Here is a 23,178-nt window from a genome sequence, read left to right as displayed (position 1 = left end):
CGGTTTAGGTTTAGCGTATTCAGCCCAACTTCACACAATTATCAACACAACCTAGTAAAGTGTTTGTCAGTCCTGTTCACGATAGATTCACCACGAATAAATTTATGAGAGACCTCGATACAGACAAGGCGACACACTTGCTTAATTTGATCATGGAAGCAGAATTGGCGGGTGTTGTGCGTTACACCCATTATTCGCTGATGGTGACTGGACCAAATCGAATTCCGATCGTGCAGTTTCTCAAAGACCAAGCCAGTGAGTCGCTGATTCACGCTCAGCAAGCAGGCGAGATCTTAACTGGATTAAACGGGCATCCGAGTCTCAAAATTGCTCCCGTTGAGGAAACTCATAAGCACTCAATCTATGACATTTTGCTAGAGAGCCTGAATCACGAAGCCTCTGCCTTAACTTTGTATAAACAACTCTTAGAAGTGGTAGAAGATGCCAGTATTTATCTTGAAGAATTTGCCCGGGGTATGATCGGGCAAGAAGAATTGCATGGGATGGAATTACGAAAGATGCTACGCGACTTTCAACCTAACGCAAGCTAGTTGTGTTATCCAATGCGAGCGCCAACGCCACCAAGTTCGATCCCTAGCACACCCAAAACAGCACTACCTAGCCAATAAAACTAACGCTAGGTAGGAGCTTTGCGATCGCATTAGAAGTGAAACATCTAATGCGTAAGTAGAAAACGTTGTGTATGACCCGAGAAACCCAACCGCAAAAAATAAGCGAAGTTCGGGTGAAGCGATTGACTTCAGTAACGGCCATGTGATGAACAATCCTATGGCAAACGAGCCTGTGACATTAATTAAAATGTTCTGAATCGGAATCACTGCTAAACCAACGAATAGAGAAAAGTGTTAAATAATATCGAGTTAATGCGCCCGGAATTGCTCCTAAACTAATTGCTAGTGGTGCACACAGTCCAGGATTAATTAATGCGAGCCATGCAACGGGTCCATCCACGATCGTGACTAGCTGCTGGATTAAATTTACGAGCATTCTCGACGTTTATAGAAAATCGTCTTAATTATTCTCAACGTCATGGCAGCAGAATGCAATGTTATTTAAGTCAGCAGATTCAGTAGAAATTCTGAAAGAACTTCTACTGAATCTGCTTAATCTCAATAACCTATCAAACCTAAACCTGATTATTGGAGGAAGCGATCGACAGAACTTCTGAGCGATCGCTTGTCACACCCTCTCACTGTTATAGTGATTCAATTCAAAGTTGTATGATGTCAGTTAGACTAACACTCAACTGCACTTGCAACTCTGGAGACAACTGGAGCTTCTACGAACACATCAGAAGAGCGAGAAGGTGCTCCATAGCGGGATGTCAACTGATCTGCAAACGACTGAACATAGACATTGTGGTTGTGCTGTTGCATCACAAAATCATAGCCCTTCTGAGCAAGAGCTTCAGCTTTTTCAGGCTGATTTAGTAGATCTGTGATTGCCTGTTTCATCCCATCTACATCTCCAGGATTGACACCAATAATGTATCCGCTGTCAATAACTTCTTCAACCAGTCCGGGCGTCCGTGTCATGATCACAGGTCTCCGACACGCCATTGCTTCAAACAATGTGGTTAAGCCTGCTTGGTAGTTATGATCCAGTAGACTGATGACTACAACATCAGAGTCGCGATACAACTGACGCAGTTCATGCCAGTCGTGGTAGCGACAGACCATGTTGCTTGGCAACACTTTCGGCATATTGCGCAAAGACGCTTTTGCATCAGGAGACACGGCTGATGCTCGGACATCTATATCTAAATTGGCAACTGCCGCTGCCAACGTGTGATAGTCTCGGCTTTCTAGCCCACCGCTGCCAATAAGAGGACGTTTTTTAGGCGCTGACGGCGCTGCTGGCGTAAAAAAGCGAATATCGGTGTGCTGCTCTCGGAACAGAGAAACTCGATCAGACGGTAACTGCAAATACTGTTGCAGAAACTCTGCTTTAAAGACGGTATTGGTCATGAACAGATCAATCCGCTGCTTCAGACCAAATAGTTTCATCGCTAATTTCGCTCTTGGTCGGTCAGGATTGTGCATGAAGACCACGAGTTTGGGCGCGTTTTGAGGATTGCAAAGGGCAGCGATCGCAAATCCAACAGTTTCTCCAATGCAGAACACTACGTCTTCACTGCCTAATTGAGCTACGAGCCGTCGTGCCAATGCCCAATCTTGAGGACGCCCAACTAATTTTGAATACGCTTTATCGAGCAGTGAAATCGCGTCTTGACCGGGCAAGTGAATCGTTGCATTAAGAAGCTTTCCAGCATCAGTCATGCAGTGCCGTGGACGCTGGTCAGCATCTGCTTCCTGAGCAATTTTGTCGAGGTCAAACGGATGGTTTAAAACGAGATGATAACGCACCGGATTCTCCTTTAAATGAGGATGGAATGAGATGTCTTACAAAGTCTGACTAGTCTGAGGTGAAGTGCTTCACACGAAGTCAGTACCCTAAGCTCCTGAAGCTGCTCTACGAATAGACTTGAAATTGCCTTCTGGGTACAGTGTAGTGTAAATACTGAGGACAATATTATATGTATCATCTATCACTTCATCTAGCTAAATGAAAATTTTACAGAAATCCCTGCAGAGATAAAGTTTTCGCGAATCTGAAACCAGATGTCTCCGTATAAGAGATGCAACACGTCATATGCTTCAGACAAAGCTACGCCCTAGCAGCCTGACAGATTGAGCTACTAGGGCGTAGAGAAAATTGACGAGACTTTAAGTTCTAAAGAATGACATCAATGGGGGTTCCAAACCCTAAGATTTTTCTACCGACTAGCAGAATGGCAAGAAGCACTGCAAACATCGCCGTCGCTATAACATCTTGGGTTATGCAGGACAGCTTTTCTTTTTTAAGCGCAAAGAGATTCACGACATAAAGCGGAAAATCACTGAAAGCAATTACTGCAATCGCTCCTAGCGTCTGGTAAAGCGAGAATGCTATAGGTAATCCACCGACAATCGTAATAAATCGTGCCAAGTTGCTTTGAGCAGAATACATTGGTTTTCCAATTGCTAGTAGCGCTGGACTCGTGCTGTAAAACAAGACTGAAAACCAGATTCCACAGGCTAAAACCGGCAGCATCCAAGTGGCTTGCTGATACTGATCCCAATGCTGATTACGACCCCTATACAGTGCAACAATCAGCCAATCCCCAAAACAAACAAGCAATGCTAGAAAGCCAGCTAGCCCAATTAATATGAGCCAACGTTTGCGTACAATTTTGTGACGCAGTTCATGACGAGGCAAATCGAGCTGATTTGCGATCGCTGGAAAAATCACTCGACTACTCAACTGTCGAATGACTTCTCGCGGGATACTGGCCAGTGTGTTTGCGATCGTATAAATTCCTAACTGCTGGAACGAGAGCAACTTTGCCAAGAGTAACCGATCGGACTGGTCTGCGACAAACATGAAGGCAGACGCGACCGCCATCCATTTGCCAAACGATCGCAGTTCCGCCAGACATTCTCGATCCCACGCTAAACGATTGGAGTAGCCCGGAATTAATAAATGGCTTCCTACTAAATTCAACACTGCACCAGATAAAGTTCCGAGCGCCAAGGAGTAAACTGAAGGACTAACCCAGCACAGCCCAATCAAAATTGAGAACGCCAGCACCTGAAGCACCAATTCATAAATGGTTAGCCTACCCAAGTCTAAGCGACGTTGCAACGTATGAATTGCCGTTGAGGAACATCCATCAAGTACTGAAGAGAAGCAGACCAAAGGAATCAGGATAAACAGCCGATCATCTCCGTAGAATTTTGTAATGGGGTACGTTAACAGCAGGCTGATCAACCAGATTTGAACCCCGCGAATGATCTGAAGTGTCCAAGCTGTATTCAGAAAGATTGGATCTTCTCCTCGCTTATTGTTAACAATGCTTTGAGAAATTCCAAAATCTGAGAACAGTTCAATTCCCATGCGTAGCGTGACTACAAATGCCATCAATCCGAAAAATTCGGGCACTAGTAAGCGCGTGAGAATCAAATTGTTGACCAGCCGCAGCGCTTGCCCTGATCCATAGCCAAGAATGGTCCAGATTGCACCCCGAACGGCGAGCTTTTTGAGAGAGGCAGCCATGATTAATTTGCGTTCCTTAAATTCGGAGCAGTTTGAGCAGCGAGGTAACCCCAAACATAAGCTGTGGGGGAAATTGACTGCATCACAGTGAATTCAGTTGCCATTGGGAACAGGAACACATCAAAGTAGGATTCAACGGTAGGCCAAGTGTTGGGAGCAGGAAAAATGGAAGGTTTAAGCAGTTCAATTGTCCAAAAATCGCCGTATCGAACCGGATCATAGGGGCCATAAACTGTTATTCCCGGTGGAGGAGCTTGTCCCAACATGCGCTGATCAATGACTAGCGGATTTTGGGGGCTACGGTGTCCAAGGCCTGTTGTGTAAGTCATATTATCGGGATTCGCTCCCAACGAAAACTGACTTGCCAAAACACTTCCTTTAAGGTATTTGGGATTGTTGGTGAGATAATGGGCACGCACCATTGCAACGGCTTTAGGAGCGCCGAGTCCAGCTCCCCACCCAATCGGTTCGTAGGGATGCTGTTTTGACCACTTGAATGCTGTCGTATCAGTCAAAGCGGTCACCGCATCTGCTTCTCGGATCAGCGCATTAAACGCATTCTGTTGAACGGTGCGATCGGTTTGATTTTGAGACAACCGAGCATACAAAAATGCAGCATCTCGCTGATTATGCTTATCCCACTCATTCGTTTCTTGCTTTGCATCTTTAAACACAGTCGTTTGTAGAAAAACTTGATGCCATTTAGAGTCTCCTGTCAATCGATATAGCTCTAGAGCCGCTATGTTTCGGGCATCGCGAACTTGCCAACGACCCGCATCTGCAGACTGCCGATCTGCATACTGAACGGCTCGGACTGCGCTCAATTGGTAGTCTTGAGCGCGTTTAGCATCTTTGAACTTAAACCAATGGGCCGCCCGGGCGGCCACACTCGCATAGAGGTAGCTTGACCAAGCATCGGGCGCATAGGCAAGCACTGTTGTCGATTCTTGCCAACTCGCTTCTCCAGTCTTTGGATCAATCTCAGATTGAATTCCCCCCCGAATCCCGCCATCAGAAGTTTGCAACCGCTTATAGAAATCAATATTCCATAAAGCTTCATCTACAACATCTGGAATTGAATTTTTGGATTCAGGAAGATTGAGATTGACCTGACTAAAATAGGTGGGCGCAAGTTCCTGCATTTCCAGCAGCGATCGCGAGACGTCAACATGCTGAATTCGGCGATCCCAATCACCAGCATCAAAGTAGCCCCCCCACGCATTTGGAAGTTTCTCATTTATTTTGCTTTTGGCAATCACCTTTGAGAAATCATCGGCTCCGATTCCTTGATCGACACTTGCAAGAGACTTGGTAGTCGCGTAGACTGTCGTGCCATCTTTGGGATGAAACGGACGAGGACGCTTCACACTTGTATGGGGCGGACCTAGCTCAATTCCACTACGCTGATGATACAGTCCTCGTGCAGACACATAAAACGCTTGCTGCCAAACAGTTTGATCAATCTGAAAAGATAGGGAACAGCCAACTGTGTCAACACAAGCTCGATAACGCCCAGGAGCCTGCAACGACGTGAAATCCAGAAGATGGACATCGGTAAGGGTGTGATTGCGATTCTCTGGATCTTCGGGTTGATTGCTTGCTCTAGAGAGCTTCGTTTTACCTGTGTACACTGATCGGTTTGTCGCTTCATCAATCACCGAAAAGTTGAGTCCTTGTGGATATGTAGCTTTTCCGCCACTGCCCATCCAAGTTGATAGAAAAGCAACCTTTGCTGAGTCATTTGGATGAAAGCCCAATTGTGAAACATGAACTGCCTCACTGCGAGTGGCATTAGGTTCGTACTTGAATGACAACCGCTCAACATTTCCACCAGAAAAATTGAGTTGATAGGTTTTGCCAGGTTTAAGCGCAGAGGGAAGCTTGAGATAGACCGTATGTGCGACTGGAAAATCAAATTTCCACGCACCCGTTCGCGCCATGTTGGTTGGCTTGCTTTTTCTAAAAACAGCCGTAGGAGTTATGCCCGATGAATAACTCGAATCGCTTGAAGACGTAATTTTATAGCTCGTTTGCTGATCTGCCCACTGAGGATCTAGCCGCGCACCGACAACCTGATCAAATGTACGTAGAATATTGCGCTGCGGGCCCACAAGAGAACCAATTTCTTGTCCCCTTCGGCTCACCCAGTCATCTCCAACCGGACGAGGTTGTTTCACCTGATCGCCAAACTGCTTCTGGTACGGGACTTGCTTGCCCAGAACTACTTGCCCTGAGTTGATTTGGAGTGCCAGAATATCTGGTTTCACTAAATAGGCTTGAGAAACTTTAATCTGCGGACGATCGCCTGCCACTACGTCTGCTGAACAGCCAGCTAGCAGAACAGCAAAACTAATTGAAATTAATCGTTGCAACCCATTCATGGCGTTTAGCTTAGCGCAAATCATTTTTCAACACTCTGCAACAACTGCTTCGATGCATCCGTAGTCTTTTAAGAAGAATTACTATAGTTCACCTGGTTAAGTGAAGTAGCTTCGACTATTTTAGAATTTGCGCCAACTACGAGATGCACCTAAGAAGCGCTGCTAGCCTATCAAAAAAGCGCATTATTCTAGAAAAAACCAGATCAAAGTTCATCAATTTGTTACTTAGTCTTTAAAGTCTTTTAATCTCAAACATGATTCTGCGACTTATGATTGCCTTAAGTTTCAGCCATAGTTGCCCTAACGGATACATTTCCTTCGTTGGGCAGGTCAAGCTACTGTCCCTTAAGGAAGAAGTTTCAAAATTCTAGTTTTTACAATGGCAGTACTTTCCCGGAGCAGCCGAAAAGTTTGTTCTACATTTTTCAGCATATGCGTATAGCTTACTTAGAACTAGCGTATTTTTGAATCCAAATCTTCTTCAAATCCTGACACTTAGTTAGGTAGCTAAGTTACGCAAAACCTTTCCGTTTTGCTCATTTCCAACTGACTCAGTGTGCATTGCCTTACTCCTACATTTGAGAGCGTTTTTGACGATGAGCAAAAAGATTTTTATAGTTTCCCCCGTAAGTTTACGCAAGGTAAACGGGCAGTTAGGATTAGATGAACAAACGTGTGAAAAACTAGTTCGATGGACTGAAAGCTTTGAGCAAGTTGTTTTTGCATGTACTGTGTTGCCACAGCAAGTCACACCATCAAGCTCTGAGACTTGGAGAGCGATTGATGACTTGCCCTGCCGAGATCGCATTGAATTTGTACTTTTGCCCTACGCTTACCGCATTCAAGACTTCATCCGAACCTATCGCAAAACCCGACAGCTTCTTAGAGCCAAGATTCGCGAGTCTCAGTATCTTTGTTTCTCACCTTGCGTTTTAGTAGGCGATTGGTCAGGCATCGCCTGTCTAGAAGCGATGAAGCTAAATCGACCCTACGCCGTTTCGACAGATCGCGTCGAGTACCAAGTAATTTGGAGAACCCTGAATAGCTATCCACTAAAGCATCGCATCAAAGAACTTTTGCTGCTGCCTCTCATGCAGCCCTACCTAAAATTCTTGATTCAACGCAGCCGCTTGGGGCTGTTTCAGGGACAAGAATGCTATGAAGTATTTTCTCAATTCTGCAACAATGCTCACTGCGTCTATGATGTTCATACCCGAAAGGAAGACCAAATTAGCCGCGATAGGCTGAGCAATAAAATTGATCAGCTCGTTCAGGGACAACCTCTTAAGATTGGATATGTCGGGCGAGCATCAGAGATGAAGGGCGGGCTGGACTGGATACGAGTCATTTACCGTCTTTATGAAGCGGGTGTGAAGGTCAACGCAACTTGGTTAGGTGATGGGGAGTTGTTACCCCAGATGAAACAGCTTGCAGCGGATCTTGGGATTCGAGATTGCATTCACTTTGAGGGATTTGTAGGAGATCGCCAGAAAATTCTAAAAATCTTACGCCAACAGCATCTTTTTCTCTTTTGTCACAAAACTCCAGAATCGCCGCGCTGTCTCATCGAAGCATTAGTTTCGGGATGCCCAATCGTCGGATACGACAGTTCTTATCCTAGGGGACTGGTTGCAGCACAGGGTGGAGGACTGTTTTCCCCCATAAACGACGAAGTTACGTTAACTAGACACATTATTCAGCTCAATGTCGATCGATCAAGGTTGTGCCTTCTAGTGCAAGAAGCGGCGCGAACAGGACAACGATTTGATGAAGAAACTGTGTTCCATCATCGAAGTGGCTTGATCAAGAAACATCTCCCTGCTAAACCTGACTCAGTAATATCCATCGCTCCTTACTCCTGCTAGATAAAACTTTCAGTAATATCTCATCAGTAATGTTTCAGATGAATGATAGGCACGTGGAGCAGGGAGTAAAGCATCAAAACCGCCTACTCTAGATAGCAGAACTTTCAACGCTGGGAGTTCTTTTGTGAAACCACAGAATTTGTGCCGTGAAAAAGCTACTTGGATTTGCCGAAACCTGCTTTGTCGTTCTAGGATTCACCTTTTTTACAGGGGGTTTTGCCCTTGGCGGAACCGAAGATGGGACAGCGGGTTTAATTCCGATTGCTATCATAACCGGAATTCGATATTTCATCTGGCTCGTGTCTAGCTTGTTGGTTATAGTGCATTGGAGAAAAGCGCTCTTCACTGCCAGCCGAGACTGGATTCTTTGGCTTGTGTTAGCACTCACTCTTGTTTCTTTTGCTTGGTCAGATTTACCAGAGTGGGTCTTCTGGAATGAGCGGGAAGTCTTACAAATGATTTCCTTTGGGCTGTACTTTGCGACTCGCTTTACCTTACGTGAGCAAGTACGGCTCCTTGCCCTATCGCTGGTAGTAGGTGGATTGGCAAGTGCGCTCTTTGCGATCGGGCTGCCTTCTGCAGGAAAACACGGTGCAGACCATCCCGGAGCATGGAAAGGAATTTATGACTACAAAAACACCTTCGGTAGCATGATGGTGTTGGGAGTAATTACCCTCTTTCTGATGCCCATTGAACGCCCAGTTGAAAGAGTCCTTAAGTGGCTTGGCTTGGCGTTCTGCACCGCGATGATTCTTCTAACTACGTCTAAGACTGCTCTTATTCTCCTGCTAGTAATAGTCGGAATGTTAGCGTTCTACCGAAGATTCCGTTGGCAAGGCAAGCTTTCCGTCGTCCTATTGGACTTGGGCGTTCTCCTGATGGGGTGCGTGGTAACTGCCCTGTTGAGTAGCTGGATGGACATCGTCAAAGGGCTAGGAAGAGACCCGACTTTAAGCGGACGAACCTTCATTTGGCAGGTTGTTGGACTGCACTTCTGGGAAAAACCCTGGTTTGGATTTGGACGCGGTGCGTTCTGGGCACCCGAAAGCCGATTTCCAAGAACAGCAGCGCTCTTCTTTGGGGACCAATATATTCCTCCCCATGCTCACAATGGCTTTATAGATACAGCGTTAGATATTGGATTAATTGGACTTGCGCTGTTTCTTATCTGCTTTGTAGCAGCCTACCTTTGCGCTTTGCGGCGGGCTTACGCCGCAAAGCATTCTGAGGAGCTGTTCCCCTTGGCATTTCTCACGTTCTTAGCACTCAATAATATGACCGAGAGTTATTTACTCCGGCTAAGCAACGTTTACCTGGTGTTATTTATCGCAACCACATTAACGCTCAGGCGCAGATGGCAAGTCGATGAAGAGGAAGACCTTGAAAAGAATTTGCGTTTACCAGAATACGGAAATCTGCAGGTAAGAGAAGACTAAACGAAAGAAGCTGGATCTCCTTCGATCCAGCTTCTTTCATTTCTATTTTCAGGATTTCTATGTCCAGTAATAGGGAGACTTGGTTAGGGATGCGGAATACCTGTCGAACGGTTAACAGTTCATTCCACTTCAACAGGTTTTCAATACACTCAATAGAATGGCAACAGTTCTGTAGAACCTAAACCTGCATTTCTAATTCTTCTGATCTAGATGGGAGCGAGCCAGGCTCGGGGCGAACCGCTTCCACTTTTCCTTGAACTGCATAGATCAGAATTTGATGGAGTCGGGCAACTTCAAGATGAATGTTGAATTCTTGCTCCACTTTTTCGCGTCCTGCCTTGCCAAATCGCGATCGCGCTTCTGTATCCGTCATTAATGCTTCAATGCGATCGCCTAGGGATTCAGTATCGCCTGGCGGCACAAGATATCCACTCACCCCGTCCTCAACGAGTTCTCCAACTCCTGCAATTCGAGTCGCAATGACGGGCACTCCAGCAGCCATCGCCTCCATTAGCACGACGGGAACACCTTCCGCAAAACTCGACATCACAAAAATATCTGTCTGCTGCATGTGCTGCCGAACCTCCGATTGAGATTGGTAGCCCACAAATCTCACGTGTTCGCTCAGCCCCAACTCCTGCGTCATTTGCTCTAATTGAACGCGATCGGGACCATCTCCTACAACTGTTAGCGCCAAATCAGCGTGAGCAGATTTTAATTTCGCCAAGCTTTCCAGCAAGATCGGCAGGCCCTTGACAACAGCAAGGCGTCCTACGTACAGTAATCTTTTTCCGGTTCCGATGTGAGAGACGACCTCAAACAGCGCCGGATCAATGCCGCAATGAACGATGTGCATCCGATTCCATTTTTCAGCCGGAGCGAAAATCATGCCTTGACTCCGGCAATAGTGGCTAATGCAGCATACGAACAGTGATCGCTTAATTTTCTCATCAAGCCGCCACTGATACGGCTCGAAAAAGATATATGGGCCGTGCAACGTAAAGCTGTAGGTAAAGGCTCCAAGTTCTGCCGCCAACAGGGCAACAGTGCCGCTAGATGTCGCTAAATGGTTGTGGAGATGTTGAATGTGCTGAACTCGGATTTGATCTGCGAGGATGCCTGCTTCTAAAAAGTAGAACAGTTGATACAGCAACCCTTTCAAGCCCGGCTGTTGAGTAGACCAAGCAAGTTTAAGCGAACGTAGGTACCGCCTTGGTGAACTCAAAAATAGCTTGAGATGAGAGCCGACTAATTTTGGAAGCTTAGGTGGCAAAAGATAAAAGGTGCGATCGCGCTCTGCTTTTTGCTCGTCTCCCACCATGTGTTCATCACCAGGACGCCGCACGGCAAAGGTGAACACCTCAACGCCTAATTTCCGCAGTCCGGCAACTTCTCGCTGAATGAAAGTATCCGTTGCTCTAGGGTATTCACCCGTTAGATAGGCAATCCGCATGGTTATTTTGTGAAGGTTGAGAAGGCATCAAAACTAGACAGGCACAGGGCTATCTTGAGGAGTTACTGTGAGTAGATCGAGATTACTATTACTTCGCTCAAATGCTTCATCTAGTGAATACTTTGGCGTCCATTCTAGAACAGCTTTAGCGTGTGCATTCGTATATTGCAATGGTTTAAATCGAGCCTGAAGCTTTGCCGGAACAAAGATTCCAGGAAATTTTGCCTTTCCTTTTAGAAAAATTCGATTGTAGTACAACAACACCCAAGTAAAGGAGTTCATCAGTGTCCAGTTCACTGGAATCAGCTTGGCTGGAACGGTCATTTGCTTCAAGAGTTTTTTTGCAAAATCCCGCTGAGTTGGAAGATTATCGTCAACGACATTGAGGATTTGTGCGATCGCAGCATCCTTCTCCACAGCTAAAACAATGGCTTCCGCACAGTTCTCAACGTAAGTCATGGGCATAGTTGCCCGCGCTCCAATACGCAGCCACAGCGTATCTGTTAATTCCGCACCAAGACAGGCGTTCCACAGGTAGTCCCGCCCATAAACCATACCTGGACGAATGACCGTTACCGAAGCGTTGTGCGTTTTCTCAAAATCTCGAACAAGCTGTTCTTGAAGCAACTTCGTCTGAGCATACTCATCTCGCTCCAAAGGGTGAGACTCAATCGGAGCGTTCTCGGTAACAAGAGTACCGTTCGGCATACTTACATAGTCATAAACTGAGAATGTGCTAATTGCTACCAGACGAAGTACATTTCTCTCTATCATGGCATCTAGCAAATTTTCTGTTGCCATTACCGTTCCGGCAAATTGGGTATAAAAATCTCCAGCCTTTGCCGCAGCTAAGTGAATAACAGCATCTACGCCTTGAACAGCATCTGCTAGCCCATCTCGACGACGGAGATCGACGCGAGCAAATTCAACAGCTGGATGATCATGCCAGGAGTAGCGGGTTACATCACCCGACGGACGGACTACCGCACGAACTTGGTGACCGCGTCGCAATGCTTCGACAACCACGTATTGACCCAAAAATCCTGATGCGCCTGTAACTAATAGCTTCATACCCGATTGTCCTCTGCCAATAACGCTTCCACTAATCGACTGGTTCGATCCATATCTTCAAACGTAATTGGAGGCGGATTACCACTCTGCAAAGCCGCATACGTTATATCGAGAAGGCGTTGCAGTCCTTCATAGGGAGTTCGTTGCATAATCTTGCGGCTGAAATTACCAATACTTGCCTTTACCAGATCAGAACCATTGATGTAATGATTCACTAATGGAGAAAGTTGCTTTCCAGCTTTACGGGGGACAACACAGCGCAAGTAAGGTTGAAATAAGTCAGTTTGAGCATAGCCCCTCGATCCCCGCACAATCACATCAAAACATTCAGGCAGAGTATGAGCGCTAAAACGAATTCGAGCATGTTTTGCACCTCCGACTAGAACAGCATCGAGATCATCATACTTAAACAGGGTGCCGCCCCCATGATTACTCCACGCAGCGCTAATCCGATCGAACTCTACCGGTAGAAACCTTAGCGTCAGATAAACCAGGTGAGTAATTACATCATGAATAACCCCCGCCGGAAGCTTGTGAACCGGATTTGGAATATTTTCATCCGCAAATGCCCCGCCGCTTCGGATGTTCAACGCCATCCGAACTTCGACTTCCTGAACGTCACCCAGCGTTCCATCTGCCACTAGTTTCTCAATCGCCAGAATTGGCTCGTTGTAGCGGTAGTTGTGATCTTCGATTAAGTAGCGATCGCAGGACTGGGCGATCGCCCACAACTCTTTAAATTCCTCATAGGTCGGAGTGATCGGTTTCTCACAAATGACATGTGCCCCTGCCTCAAGGCAATCTTTCGCAATCCATTTGTGAGTATGTGGCGGCGTCAGAATGTGTACAACATCAGGCTTTACCTCGTTCAGCATCTGACGATAATCGGCAAACGTTGCCTGTGCCTGATAACGCTGTGCCGCATACTGGGCCGATACCTTCGAGAGATCACAGACCGCCACTAGCTGGGATCGTTCTGATGTATTAAGAAAGCTCAAGTGTTCTTTGGAGATTACTCCTGTTCCAATCACTGCCGCCTTTAATGCTGTCGCCATGAAAGCTCCTTCACCATCTAACAGTAGACCACTACAGTCAGCGCCAATTGTACAAACTCTAAAGAAACTCATCGAGAGTTCTTTAGTCAAAAACAGCACTACTAGGCAATTCGTGTATTTTTAAGTTGCTTCTACCTTATATTCAATCAAAGTGGCTTGCTGACCACGCTGCTTTGTTATCCAGTATTTCAGTTGTCCAATTACCTCTGGCAATTTCCCAAGAACACAGAACCCAGCATACAGCCACGCGTGTTTAGGCAAGTCTCCTTGCTGAAGCCGATACTGATAAATCTTTAAAGTCAAAAGTGGATAGCCAAGCAATAGTATTAAGCTTAGCCCTGCTGTCAACCAAGCAAGCCCAATGGAGAGGAGCGGCAACCCCAGAACCCAAAGCCAACGTTTACGATTCTCACGCACCATGTAGTATTCAGGAGGCGCACCATGTAGATCTGACCAGGCTGCCATTGCCCAGCCACCGCGCATCGAGCGCCGCCACCATTGCTGAAATCGCTCCATCGCCGCATCGTGCAGGGTCATTTCTGCATCAATGCGCTGAATACGCCAACCACTTTGACGTAGGCGAACGCACATTTCTGGTTCTTCACCTGCAATCAGCCGTTCATTGTACCCTTCAACTGCCTGAATTGCGCTTACTCTCATGAGAGCATCGCCACCGCAAGCTTGAGCTTCTCCAACGGGTGTATCCCATTCCATGTCTGCAAGACGGTTGTAAATTGTGGCATCAGGAAACCGCTCTCGTCTACGGCCACACGCGATCGCTAAACTTTCATCGGATTCAAGAGCGGCAAAAGCTAGATCAAGCCAACCTTTTACCAACTCACAATCACCATCAATAAACTGAACATATTTCAAATCGCTGAAATGCTCCACTAGGTAGTTAAAGCCTACATTTCGCCCTCGCGCCATTGTAAATGGAACAGACATATCTAAGTTAATGACATGGACACCAATTGACTGTGCAAAATTCACACTGTCATCTGTAGAACCTGAATCAACATAAACAATAGGGACACCTTCAGGAAGCTCAACTTGTAACGATTGCAGACAGCGAACCAAACGCTTACCTTCGTTCCGACCGATCGCGACAACGCCAATATTCCTCATAGTCCTGATGCCAAAGAGTTATATTTATTCTCTTTAGAATTTGGAGAAAATTAACTTGTTTGTCAATGTACCTACGGTAGGAAGATCGTTTTAGCTAGGGCTATTTAGGACAAGTGGCTTTGTTGTCTGCAATCTACTAGATTATGTGGGATTAACTCACTGCAACCTGAGTTTGCTCTACAGCGGTTTGAGAATCGAACCTCTCAAGAACAGGAACTTTGTATTCAATGATGGTCGCAGGTTGACCTTGCCAACGAGTGAACCAGTATTTGAGCTGCCCAATCGCTTGCGGAACCTTGGACAGGACGCAGAAAAATGCATACAGACGAGCATGATCTGAACTGTCCCCTTGTGCCCGACGATACTGGTACACACGCAACATCAGGTATGGGTATCCAAGCAGAAGAGCAAAGCTCAAGCCATAGGTTAGCCAAGCCAAGCTAATCGCTGCGATCGGAACAGTGATTCCCCACAGCCAACCACTAAAATTTTCTCGTGTCATATACCGTTCCGCTGTTTGACCGTACATAGCAGCCCCCTCTGCAACTGCCCATCCGCCACGAATTGAGCGTCTCCACCATTGAGTGAAGCGAGTCATCGCCATATCGTGAATTGCCATATCCGCAGCAATTCGGCGAATTTTCCAACCTCGCTGACGCAGGCGGATACACATCTCTGGTTCTTCACCACAAATCAACGCGGTATTGTATCCATCAACTTCTGTAAGAGCACTCATACGCATCATGGCGATTCCACCACAAGCATTAGCTTCTCCAACAGGCGTATTCCACTCCATGTCAGCCAGTTGATTGTAGGGAGACGCTGCCGGAAACCGTTCATGCAGCCGACCACACACTACCGCAAGATTTTCATGTTGACTTAGAACTTGACTTGCTGCACTGAGCCAGCCCTCCATCAGTTCACAATCGCCATCTATAAATTGTATGTACTCAATAGCATTGAAGTTTTGCTTGAGAAAGTTGAATCCTGTGTTTCGTCCCCGCGCCATGGTAAAGGGAACTGACATATCCAAGCTAACAGTGTGTATACCCAGTGAGTTCGCAAACGCTACGCTTCCATCAGTAGAACCAGAGTCAACGTAAACAACAGGTGTATTTTCTGAGACTTGACTGACGATCGACCTCAAACAGCGAACCAAACGAGCGCCTTCATTGCGCCCAATCACGACGATTCCGATATTGCTCATGATCAGTGCAGAGTATTGTGCCTAAAGAGTGTGAAAAATCACCGTAAGACGAGTTAAAAAGATGACCCTTCTCAAATAGAAAAACTCAGGTTGGTAGACCTTTACTGCTTTTGAGAACGCACCAGCTTCAGCAGCATCCTTGTAAGAAGGGCATCAAAACATACACACAATCAAGCATTTTCAGCAGCCGTAAGGCTACGCATGAGCGGAAAAGTTGCAGATTAATTCACAATAAGAAGCACTGTATAAAGTTTTGCTTTAATATTGCTGACAAGGATCAATTGTTCTTGACAAGAATAAATCTGTGTCTCAAGCGGCACACGTCTCACCAAAAATTTAGCGTAGCTACTCGATTACAAAATTGCCTCTATTTTATTTTTCGATAGAAAATTAATTTCATTATTTAATTAAGATGAACAAGAAAAATCTACAGTTTACTTCAGCACTGAGACAGGATCGCTGCAGCTTTTGTTGAAGGCTGCCTGTGGAGAAGGTTAAGTATCGTATTCATCCCGTCTTGCGTGAAATTACACAGAAATCACAAAAGTCAAGTTTATAAGTTGAAGTTCTTCTGTAGTTGCACTGTATAGAATTTCAGCAAATTCCTCATGGTTTAGGTAAAGATTCAGTGAAGTAACTAGGGGCTTCAGTTGACTTAACTCTAATGCCCCCCTTAAATTAAATTACATACGGAGCGGTCCTGATACAGAAAGAGACTAGGGGTTTCCTCTAATTCTTTGGAGCGTAGCACCTGAAGCAGTTTTTGAACTATAAGCGTTCTTCCGAAAGTGCTTGGTATTTCTGACCTAGTATCTGATGTAAGCCGCTGTAGAGAAGTTTGGGTAGTGGCAATGCAACAAGTTCATCTCTTGAATATCAACGTTCATAATATCGCGATGATCGAGTTGCTAGATAAATTACGGCTCGGTGGGACAGTTTTCACTCCAAACGTAGATCATTTGGTCAAGCTTCAGCACAATCAAGAGTTTTATCAAGCCTACCAAGGCGCTGACTACATGGTATGCGACAGTAAAGTTCTGATGTATGCAGCAAGGTTTTTGAAAACGCCCATTCAGGAAAAAATATCTGGTTCAGATCTGTTTCCGGCCTTCTACACCTACTACAAGCATGAGCAGAGTGTGAAGATTTTCTTACTCGGTTCTGCTCCTGGCATTGCAGAGCGAGCAAGGCAAAAAATTAATGCGAAAGTAGGTCGCGATATTGTTGTAGCGGCTCATTCGCCCTCATTTGGTTTTGAGACAAATGAGGAGGAATGCCAAAAGATTGTTCGGTTAATTAACGATTCTGGAGCGACTGTTTTGGCGATCGGGGTAGGTGCACCAAAGCAGGAACTTTGGCTTATGCGATATCGAGATCAACTTCATAATATCAAAACATTTCTGGCGATTGGAGCAACGATTGATTTTGAAGCGGGAAACGTCAAGCGGTCTCCTAAGTGGATGAGCGAAGTTGGCTTAGAGTGGCTTTATCGAGTTGTTTGTGAGCCGCGCCGACTGTGGAAGCGCTATCTCATTCATGATCTTCCTTTTTTCTGGTTAATCTTGCAGCAGCGACTCAGTCTATATCGCAATCCTTGGGCCTCTGAGCATTCCTCTCGGCCTCAAGAACCGCGATCGCTGGCAAGGCGATTAGGACATCAAACAAAAAGATTCCTTAAACGTCCCTATGATGCTCTATGTAGATCCTTCAAGATCGTGGCATAGTTGGAGTCAGAACATTGCCTGTTTAGAGACACCACTGGAACGTCTCCATGTAAGCAGTATCTATCTTTCTATTCACTTGGACGATGACCTTCTAACAATCTTCAGATTTCCACTTCTCAATCTCGTGTAGCCCGTTCTAATGCACCCCCCGTTCCTGAGATCCCTAACTTATAGGTGAGCGATACATTATGGAGACTAAGCGCTATTCCGAAGAGCTAGATATTCAAAACTACTGGCTGGTTTTAAAACGCCGTTGGTTAGTTACTTCTAGCGTTCTTGCAGCAACCATTGGGCTAGTGGCGTTGGCAACCTCAATGCAGAGACCCAGCTATCAAGCGAGTGGACGAGTTCTCGTTCAATCCAACCGAACAACCTCTCTAACAGGTGTGGGTGAGAAGATTGGTGCTCTAGAATCCCTCAAACGTGAGGGTAACCCTTTGGACACTCAGGCTGTTGTGGTTCAGTCATATCCAATTCTGCAGCAGGTGATCGATTCGTTGCAGCTAAAGGACAACAAAGGGCGTCCTCTTAATCCAGAGGATCTCAAGCTTAAGGTTGAGCCGGTTGTTGGTACAGATGTTCTCAAGATTGCCTACACTGACAAAGATCCGGAGAGGGCTTCTGCCGTTGTTAACCAGGTAATGAAAGCTTACCTTAACAACAACATTGAGGAAAACCAGCAGGAGGCAGTGGCCGCAGGGCAGTACATTGATAAACAGCTACCAAGGGCTGAGGCAGAGCTAGAGCAAGCTTCAGAGGCTTTACGCCAGTTTAGAACCCGAAATCAGATTGTTGATCTTGATAAAGAGTCATCAGCCGCGGTAACGACAATTAGTACTTTACAGGATGAATTAAATCAGGCTCGGACTCAATTAGCGGATGTTGGAACACAAGAAGCGGCTGTACAGCGCCAGTTTGGAGTCAATGCAGCACAAGCGGTAGACATTGCCTCTCTCAGCCAAAACGCAGGAGTCCAGGAGGTTCTGGCAGAATATCAACGCGTTCAGACCAAGTTAGCTGTTGAAAAGACTCGTTTCCAAGGAAAGCATCCTGCGATCTCGGCTTTAGAAGATCAGGAAGGAAAACTGACAGGGTTGCTGCAAGAACGAGTTGCACAAGCTATGGGAACAGATGCTCCCGTGAATGTAGGCACTTTGCAGATGGGTGACATCAAGCGCAAGTTGGCAGGTGACTTTGTACAACTTCAAGTGCAGCGATTGGGGCTAGAGCGTAAGATTACGACACTTGCAGCCCTAGAATCTGGCTATCGCCAGAGAGCCGTCGCTCTACCAACCCTTGATAAGGGTGAGGGGGATCTGGAGCGCCGCTTAATTCTTGCTCAGAAAGCATATGAAAACCTTTCTAATCGTCTGCAAGAAATTCAAGTGGCTAAGACACAGGAGGTTGGCAACGCTCGGATTATTCAACCTGCAACTGCTCCAACCAAACCAGCTAGTTCCTTGCGTCTTCTATTCTTGGCAGGTGGTGGACTAGTCGGACTGTTGCTAGGCATAGCGGCGGCGTTCTTAGTTGATGCGATCGATCGCTCACTTAAAACGGTCAAAGAAGCCGAAGAGCTTTACGGCTATACCATGCTGGGCTTAATTCCCAAGTTTGAGACGAGCGATACTCCTACAGCAGTTTCTGCCAGCGTTGATGGCGTGTCGCCTAGAGTCATCGCAATGACCTCGCCGCGTTCAATGATTCATGAAGCTTATCAAATGCTTCAAGCGAATTTGAAGTTCATTAGCTTGGACAAGAAAGTTAAAACGATTGTTGTCAGTAGTGCTGTTCCTCGTGAAGGAAAGTCAGAGGTGGCAGCAAATCTTGCAGCAATCATGGCGCAGTCTGGGCGGCGAGTGCTCCTTGTTGATGCTGACATGCGTAATCCAACTCAGCACCATTTGTGGGGATTGGTCAATACGATTGGATTGAGCAATGTGGTTGTTGATCAGAGCGAGTTAAGACATGCGGTGAAGCCCATTACCAGTAATCTTTCCGTTTTGACAGCGGGAGTCATGCCCCCCAACCCCCTTGCTTTGATTGACTCTGAAGCAATGACGGTACTGTTAGAGACCGTAGCGAAAGATTATGACTACATTCTGTTTGACACACCGCCTCTAGCAGGAACAGCTGATGCTGCTGTTCTTGGCAAAATGTCAGATGGAGTGCTAGTCGTTGTCCGTCCAGGCGTTGCAGATTCTTCAAGCGCAACGGCAGCGAAATCTCTTCTAGCACGGTCTGAACCCAATATTCTTGGGCTGGTGGCAAACGGCGTCAATATGAAGCACGAGCCTGATAGCTACTTCTACTACAGCAGTCCTCGTGAGCAGATGTCGGAGAAGGGAGAGGCTCTTCGACTGCCAAAGTCTCTTTCAGCTCGGTAGAAAGCGAACTGCTTAACGGGAGTAGACAGGCTATTGAGCGCTGCACCAAGTCAGCGCTCTCGATTTGCTTGGGTGTAAGTGTTGTGGAAGAGCGAGTAAGGCAGCACGGCTTGAAATGTATAAAGATGACTTAAATCTGAAATTTTGCTCAGGCTAAAGTCTCATGGAATGACAGAATCTACGACCAATATGTTGTTTGCTTTAGATCCAATAGGGGTTTAGAGCTTGAGGTACCAGTCAATGCTGATGAACCAGTTGATAAGTTCGTTCGTTAATTCTATTGCACTAGTTAGCACGCTAAGTTTTTTAGTTCTAAGCAGCTTTCTTCTAATCGAATGTTTTGCTGCTTTCCTACCTATTTCTAGAAGAATTGCTAAAACTCATCACCAGCAGCATCGAATTGCCGTTTTAGTACCTGCTCACAATGAAGAGGTTTGTTTGGGGTTGACCTTGGCAGATTTAGTGCCTCAACTCAAGCCTCGTGATCAAGTGGTTGTGATTGCAGACAATTGTACTGATGCGACCGCAGAAATTGCTTGCAAAGCGGGGGCAACCGTGATTGAGCGTCACAATTTAGCTCAGGTAGGAAAAGGGTATGCTTTAGATTATGGCTTGAGACATCTAGCTGCTGATCCACCAGATGTAGTAGTACTGATAGATGCGGATTGCCGGGTACAACCCGATACAATCGCTCAATTAACACAGGCCGCGATCGCGACAGGTCGCCCTGCACAGGCTACCTATCTAATGGAGAAACCTGCTGTTCCGAGTCCTAAAGATGCAGTGTCAGCCTTCGCCTTTACCGTAAAGAATTTGGTTCGTCCATTAGGACTCTCTCAACTCAAATTGCCGTGTTTGCTCACCGGAACCGGGATGGCATTTCCTTGGGCAGTAATTCGCTCCGTGGATTTGGCAAATGGGCATCTGGTAGAGGACATGAAGTTAAGTTTAGATCTTACGATCACAGGCTATGCCCCTATCTATTGTCCTGAAGCGCTGGTGATCGGCAATCTTCCTCAGCAGGAACGCGCCGCTCGTAGCCAGCGTACTCGGTGGGAGCATGGGCATCTTCAAGCGATTAGGATGTACGTACCATTGCTTCTAAAAGCAGGCATTGAAAAACAGAGACCAGAAGCGTTTGCCCTTGCCTTAGAGTTGTCTATTCCTCCTCTATCGTTGTTTGTGATGGGCTGGCTTGGACTTACAATCGCAGCTTTGGTATGGGGAACTACTTCTGCTCTATGGACGGCAGCAGAACTAATGGCAATCGCAGGCATCTGTTTATTTCTAGCCATTCTGCTAGCTTGGGCAAAATTTGGACGCGCAGATTTACCGTTAAGGCAGCTACTCTCGGTTCCATTTTATATTCTTTGGAAAATTCCTCTATATTTTAGATTCCTAGTGCAACCACAACGGGCCTGGGTTCGTACAGAACGAGATTCAGAGGGGGCTTCAAAGCAGGGAATTGTAGAACTTTTAGATAAGTAAAGCCTTTGAAAAGTGGTGTAGGAACTAAATCGTGCTGGGGCGAGTCGCAACCTTTGGAGCAACCCATCGAGAACAGGAGTGGAGATTCTATACTGAGTTAATGACCTCAATTGAGAAATCAACTCTCAGGGCTGGATGTCTTCAAGAACCAAAGCTGTTGTGATAGGACGGTTATTGTGAAGCGGCAAGTATTAACGTCAAAGATAAGTAAGCTCCCTTTTGTGGCATCTCTTCAGAAATTGGTTGGAGTTGCCGTTCCGCTAGGAACATGCAGTGCGATCGCGCTTGGGCTGAGCGCGCCGGGGTACGCCGCAGAACGACTGAACCTGAAGCTGGGTCCCTTTCAGCAATCGATTCAGGTTACTGATTTAGAAACCTACGCTAAGACAGGAAAAGTTCCTTCTGCACTACAGCTTTATTCTCCATTTTTAACTTCGGATTTCCGCAAAGCGCTGACTAATCGCCTAGAACTTGATCCAAAGTCAGGCAGTCAAGTTGTCGAGGAGTTACTGAAATCGGCTTCTGGCAAACGGATATTGGATTCGATTCGCGAAGCTTCGCCGGGATTGAGTCTAGAAGACCTGCAAGCTGGATTCTGGCTAGCGGCTCGGCAGTTAAATGGACTTGATGCAATCGGAGTCATTAAAGCGATTCCTCAAGGGACAATTACAGTCGATGTCACTCAAGCTTTGGGGGTCGCCTCCAAGCTAAATTTTTCGTACTGGAAAAGCCAAGCCGTGAGTTCGCTGCTAGAGAAGAACCTCACCGCTAGTAATTCGGCGTTTCAATCATCGTTTGATCCGGCGGCTTCCGGTTCAGAATCGGTTCAGCAACAAGACTTCACGTTTGAAGATAGAACGCGAAACCGTCGCCTACCCGTTGATTTATATTGGAGCGCCAACACTCAAGCTCCACTAGTGGTCATCTCACCCGGATTTGAAGCGAATCGAAAGTTTTTAGCTTATTTAGCGCGTCATTTGGCATCTCATGGGTTTACGGTTGCTGCAACCGAGCATCCCTCTAATGTTCAGAACGGGCCGTCTGCATCCTTTGACCCAGAGCGATTGATATCAGCGAAGGAATTTGTGGAGCGTCCAAAGGATATCAGCTTTTTACTAGATGAATTTGTCAAACTCAATCAGTTTGGGGTTCTTCAAGGCAAGCTCAACACGCAGCAAGTTAGCATCATCGGTCATTCGCTTGGAGGCTATGATGCGCTTGCGCTGGCGGGAGCAGAACTACGGTTGGATGAGTTGCGCGAATTTTGTCGCACGAGTGGCGTGCTGCAACGGGTTCCTGCTGACTGGTTGCAATGTGCGGCGAGTCAACTTTCTGAGCGACAGCTTAGTTTGAGGGATCAGCGGATCAAGCAAGCGATCGCGCTCAATCCTGCGATTGGACAAATTTTTGGCAAGTCAGGACTCCAGCAAGTGGCAACGCCAACCATGATCCTTACCAGTACCGACGATGCCCTCGCACCTGCCTTCAGTCAGCAGCTTCAACCCTTCTTGCAGCTTCCAACGCCTAAGTATCTCATCACATCGATTGGAGCAACTCATCTTAGCGTGAGCGATCCAATTTATTTTGGGAAGGTGAGGACTCAAGGAACGATTGTAAAGGAGCGTCAAGGTCAAGATGTTGAACCCCTGCGCCGTCTATTGCAAGGAACTAGCCTAGCATTTGTCAGACAACTTACGCCTGATGCTAAAAGTTATAAACCGTTCCTGTCATCTGCTTACGCTCAATCGCTTTCAACCTCAACTCTACCGTTGCGGCTAAACAACGAGTTGCCTGCTAATTTAACTCGTTGGCTCAGTTTGGCGACCCTATTTTAGCGAACTCCATACAAACAAGAGGTGAGGAAGATCAG

16 protein-coding genes are annotated in these 23,178 nt (G+C 46.4%); 7 read left to right on the top strand and 9 right to left on the bottom strand.

Annotated features, from left to right (window positions below; genetic code table 11):
- Positions 1 to 104: 104 nt before the first annotated feature.
- On the top strand, positions 105 to 551 hold the full coding sequence (locus AC5I6P_RS00390; protein ID WP_495691775.1) for a ferritin-like domain-containing protein: 447 nt from the start codon (positions 105 to 107) through the stop codon (positions 549 to 551).
- A 63-nt stretch (positions 552 to 614) separates the two neighbouring features.
- Here the strand turns inward: AC5I6P_RS00390 and AC5I6P_RS00385 are convergent, their stop codons facing one another.
- The 4 genes from AC5I6P_RS00385 to AC5I6P_RS00370 form a co-directional block, all read right to left on the bottom strand.
- Positions 615 to 839, bottom strand: coding sequence for a fluoride efflux transporter FluC (locus tag AC5I6P_RS00385; RefSeq protein ID WP_495691774.1), 225 nt, complete (start codon positions 837 to 839; stop codon positions 615 to 617).
- A gap of 417 nt (positions 840 to 1,256) precedes the next feature.
- The gene (locus tag AC5I6P_RS00380) at positions 1,257 to 2,387 is read right to left on the bottom strand and encodes a glycosyltransferase family 4 protein (protein ID WP_495691773.1); all 1,131 of its coding nucleotides are present in this window, start codon (positions 2,385 to 2,387) and stop codon (positions 1,257 to 1,259) included.
- A 367-nt stretch (positions 2,388 to 2,754) separates the two neighbouring features.
- Positions 2,755 to 4,116 (bottom strand): oligosaccharide flippase family protein, encoded by a 1,362-nt coding sequence (locus AC5I6P_RS00375; RefSeq protein WP_495691772.1) that lies wholly within the window; start codon positions 4,114 to 4,116, stop codon positions 2,755 to 2,757.
- Between the two features lie 2 nt (positions 4,117 to 4,118).
- Positions 4,119 to 6,521, bottom strand: coding sequence for a glycoside hydrolase family 9 protein (locus AC5I6P_RS00370; protein WP_495691771.1), 2,403 nt, complete (start codon positions 6,519 to 6,521; stop codon positions 4,119 to 4,121).
- Between the two features lie 572 nt (positions 6,522 to 7,093).
- On the opposite strand from AC5I6P_RS00370, the gene AC5I6P_RS00365 reads away from it, so the two are divergent.
- Positions 7,094 to 8,362: a glycosyltransferase gene (locus AC5I6P_RS00365; protein ID WP_495691770.1), complete on the top strand. Its 1,269-nt coding sequence runs from the start codon at positions 7,094 to 7,096 to the stop codon at positions 8,360 to 8,362.
- A 146-nt stretch (positions 8,363 to 8,508) separates the two neighbouring features.
- Entirely contained in the window at positions 8,509 to 9,798 is a 1,290-nt protein-coding gene (locus AC5I6P_RS00360) for an O-antigen ligase family protein (protein ID WP_495691769.1), read from the top strand.
- Between the two features lie 178 nt (positions 9,799 to 9,976).
- Here the strand turns inward: AC5I6P_RS00360 and AC5I6P_RS00355 are convergent, their stop codons facing one another.
- The 5 genes from AC5I6P_RS00355 to AC5I6P_RS00335 all read right to left on the bottom strand — a co-directional run bounded on the left by AC5I6P_RS00355 (position 9,977) and on the right by AC5I6P_RS00335 (position 15,709).
- Positions 9,977 to 11,251 carry a glycosyltransferase family 4 protein gene (locus AC5I6P_RS00355; protein ID WP_495691768.1) on the bottom strand — a complete coding sequence of 425 codons (1,275 nt, stop codon included), beginning with the start codon at positions 11,249 to 11,251 and terminating at the stop codon, positions 9,977 to 9,979.
- A gap of 33 nt (positions 11,252 to 11,284) precedes the next feature.
- Positions 11,285 to 12,322, bottom strand: a complete 1,038-nt coding sequence (locus tag AC5I6P_RS00350; protein WP_495691767.1) for an NAD-dependent epimerase/dehydratase family protein — start codon at positions 12,320 to 12,322, stop codon at positions 11,285 to 11,287.
- Complete coding sequence (locus AC5I6P_RS00345) at positions 12,319 to 13,377, bottom strand: Gfo/Idh/MocA family protein (RefSeq protein ID WP_495691766.1); 1,059 nt, start codon at positions 13,375 to 13,377, stop codon at positions 12,319 to 12,321. Before AC5I6P_RS00345 ends, AC5I6P_RS00350 begins: the two co-directional genes overlap by 4 nt.
- A gap of 120 nt (positions 13,378 to 13,497) precedes the next feature.
- Positions 13,498 to 14,502, bottom strand: a complete 1,005-nt coding sequence (locus AC5I6P_RS00340) for a glycosyltransferase family 2 protein (protein ID WP_495691765.1) — start codon at positions 14,500 to 14,502, stop codon at positions 13,498 to 13,500.
- Between the two features lie 151 nt (positions 14,503 to 14,653).
- Positions 14,654 to 15,709, bottom strand: coding sequence for a glycosyltransferase family 2 protein (locus AC5I6P_RS00335; protein WP_495691764.1), 1,056 nt, complete (start codon positions 15,707 to 15,709; stop codon positions 14,654 to 14,656).
- 851 nt (positions 15,710 to 16,560) lie between these two features.
- On the opposite strand from AC5I6P_RS00335, the gene AC5I6P_RS00330 reads away from it, so the two are divergent.
- The 4 genes from AC5I6P_RS00330 to AC5I6P_RS00315 all read left to right on the top strand — a co-directional run bounded on the left by AC5I6P_RS00330 (position 16,561) and on the right by AC5I6P_RS00315 (position 23,143).
- Positions 16,561 to 17,433 (top strand): WecB/TagA/CpsF family glycosyltransferase, encoded by an 873-nt coding sequence (locus tag AC5I6P_RS00330; RefSeq protein ID WP_495691763.1) that lies wholly within the window; start codon positions 16,561 to 16,563, stop codon positions 17,431 to 17,433.
- Between the two features lie 188 nt (positions 17,434 to 17,621).
- Positions 17,622 to 19,820: a GumC family protein gene (locus AC5I6P_RS00325; protein ID WP_495691762.1), complete on the top strand. Its 2,199-nt coding sequence runs from the start codon at positions 17,622 to 17,624 to the stop codon at positions 19,818 to 19,820.
- 240 nt (positions 19,821 to 20,060) lie between these two features.
- Positions 20,061 to 21,308, top strand: a complete 1,248-nt coding sequence (locus tag AC5I6P_RS00320; protein WP_495691761.1) for a glycosyltransferase family 2 protein — start codon at positions 20,061 to 20,063, stop codon at positions 21,306 to 21,308.
- Positions 21,309 to 21,529: 221 nt separating this feature from the next.
- Positions 21,530 to 23,143, top strand: a complete 1,614-nt coding sequence (locus tag AC5I6P_RS00315; protein WP_495691760.1) for an alpha/beta hydrolase — start codon at positions 21,530 to 21,532, stop codon at positions 23,141 to 23,143.
- Positions 23,144 to 23,178 lie beyond the last annotated feature (35 nt).

Source organism: Myxacorys sp., assembly GCF_059501405.1.
This window is presented reverse-complemented; position numbering and strand designations above follow the sequence as displayed.

What these genes read in the sequence shown, in the direction of transcription:
- AC5I6P_RS00390 (WP_495691775.1), top strand. Translation starts at nt 105, where the DNA reads ATGAGAGACCTCGATACAGACAAGGCGACACACTTGCTTAATTTGATC.
- AC5I6P_RS00375 (WP_495691772.1), bottom strand. Translation starts at nt 4,116, where the DNA reads ATGGCTGCCTCTCTCAAAAAGCTCGCCGTTCGGGGTGCAATCTGGACC.
- AC5I6P_RS00370 (WP_495691771.1), bottom strand. Translation starts at nt 6,521, where the DNA reads ATGATTTGCGCTAAGCTAAACGCCATGAATGGGTTGCAACGATTAATT.
- AC5I6P_RS00365 (WP_495691770.1), top strand. Translation starts at nt 7,094, where the DNA reads ATGAGCAAAAAGATTTTTATAGTTTCCCCCGTAAGTTTACGCAAGGTA.
- AC5I6P_RS00355 (WP_495691768.1), bottom strand. Translation starts at nt 11,251, where the DNA reads ATGCGGATTGCCTATCTAACGGGTGAATACCCTAGAGCAACGGATACT.
- AC5I6P_RS00350 (WP_495691767.1), bottom strand. Translation starts at nt 12,322, where the DNA reads ATGAAGCTATTAGTTACAGGCGCATCAGGATTTTTGGGTCAATACGTG.
- AC5I6P_RS00345 (WP_495691766.1), bottom strand. Translation starts at nt 13,377, where the DNA reads ATGGCGACAGCATTAAAGGCGGCAGTGATTGGAACAGGAGTAATCTCC.
- AC5I6P_RS00340 (WP_495691765.1), bottom strand. Translation starts at nt 14,502, where the DNA reads ATGAGGAATATTGGCGTTGTCGCGATCGGTCGGAACGAAGGTAAGCGT.
- AC5I6P_RS00335 (WP_495691764.1), bottom strand. Translation starts at nt 15,709, where the DNA reads ATGAGCAATATCGGAATCGTCGTGATTGGGCGCAATGAAGGCGCTCGT.
- AC5I6P_RS00330 (WP_495691763.1), top strand. Translation starts at nt 16,561, where the DNA reads ATGCAACAAGTTCATCTCTTGAATATCAACGTTCATAATATCGCGATG.
- AC5I6P_RS00325 (WP_495691762.1), top strand. Translation starts at nt 17,622, where the DNA reads ATGGAGACTAAGCGCTATTCCGAAGAGCTAGATATTCAAAACTACTGG.
- AC5I6P_RS00320 (WP_495691761.1), top strand. Translation starts at nt 20,061, where the DNA reads ATGCTGATGAACCAGTTGATAAGTTCGTTCGTTAATTCTATTGCACTA.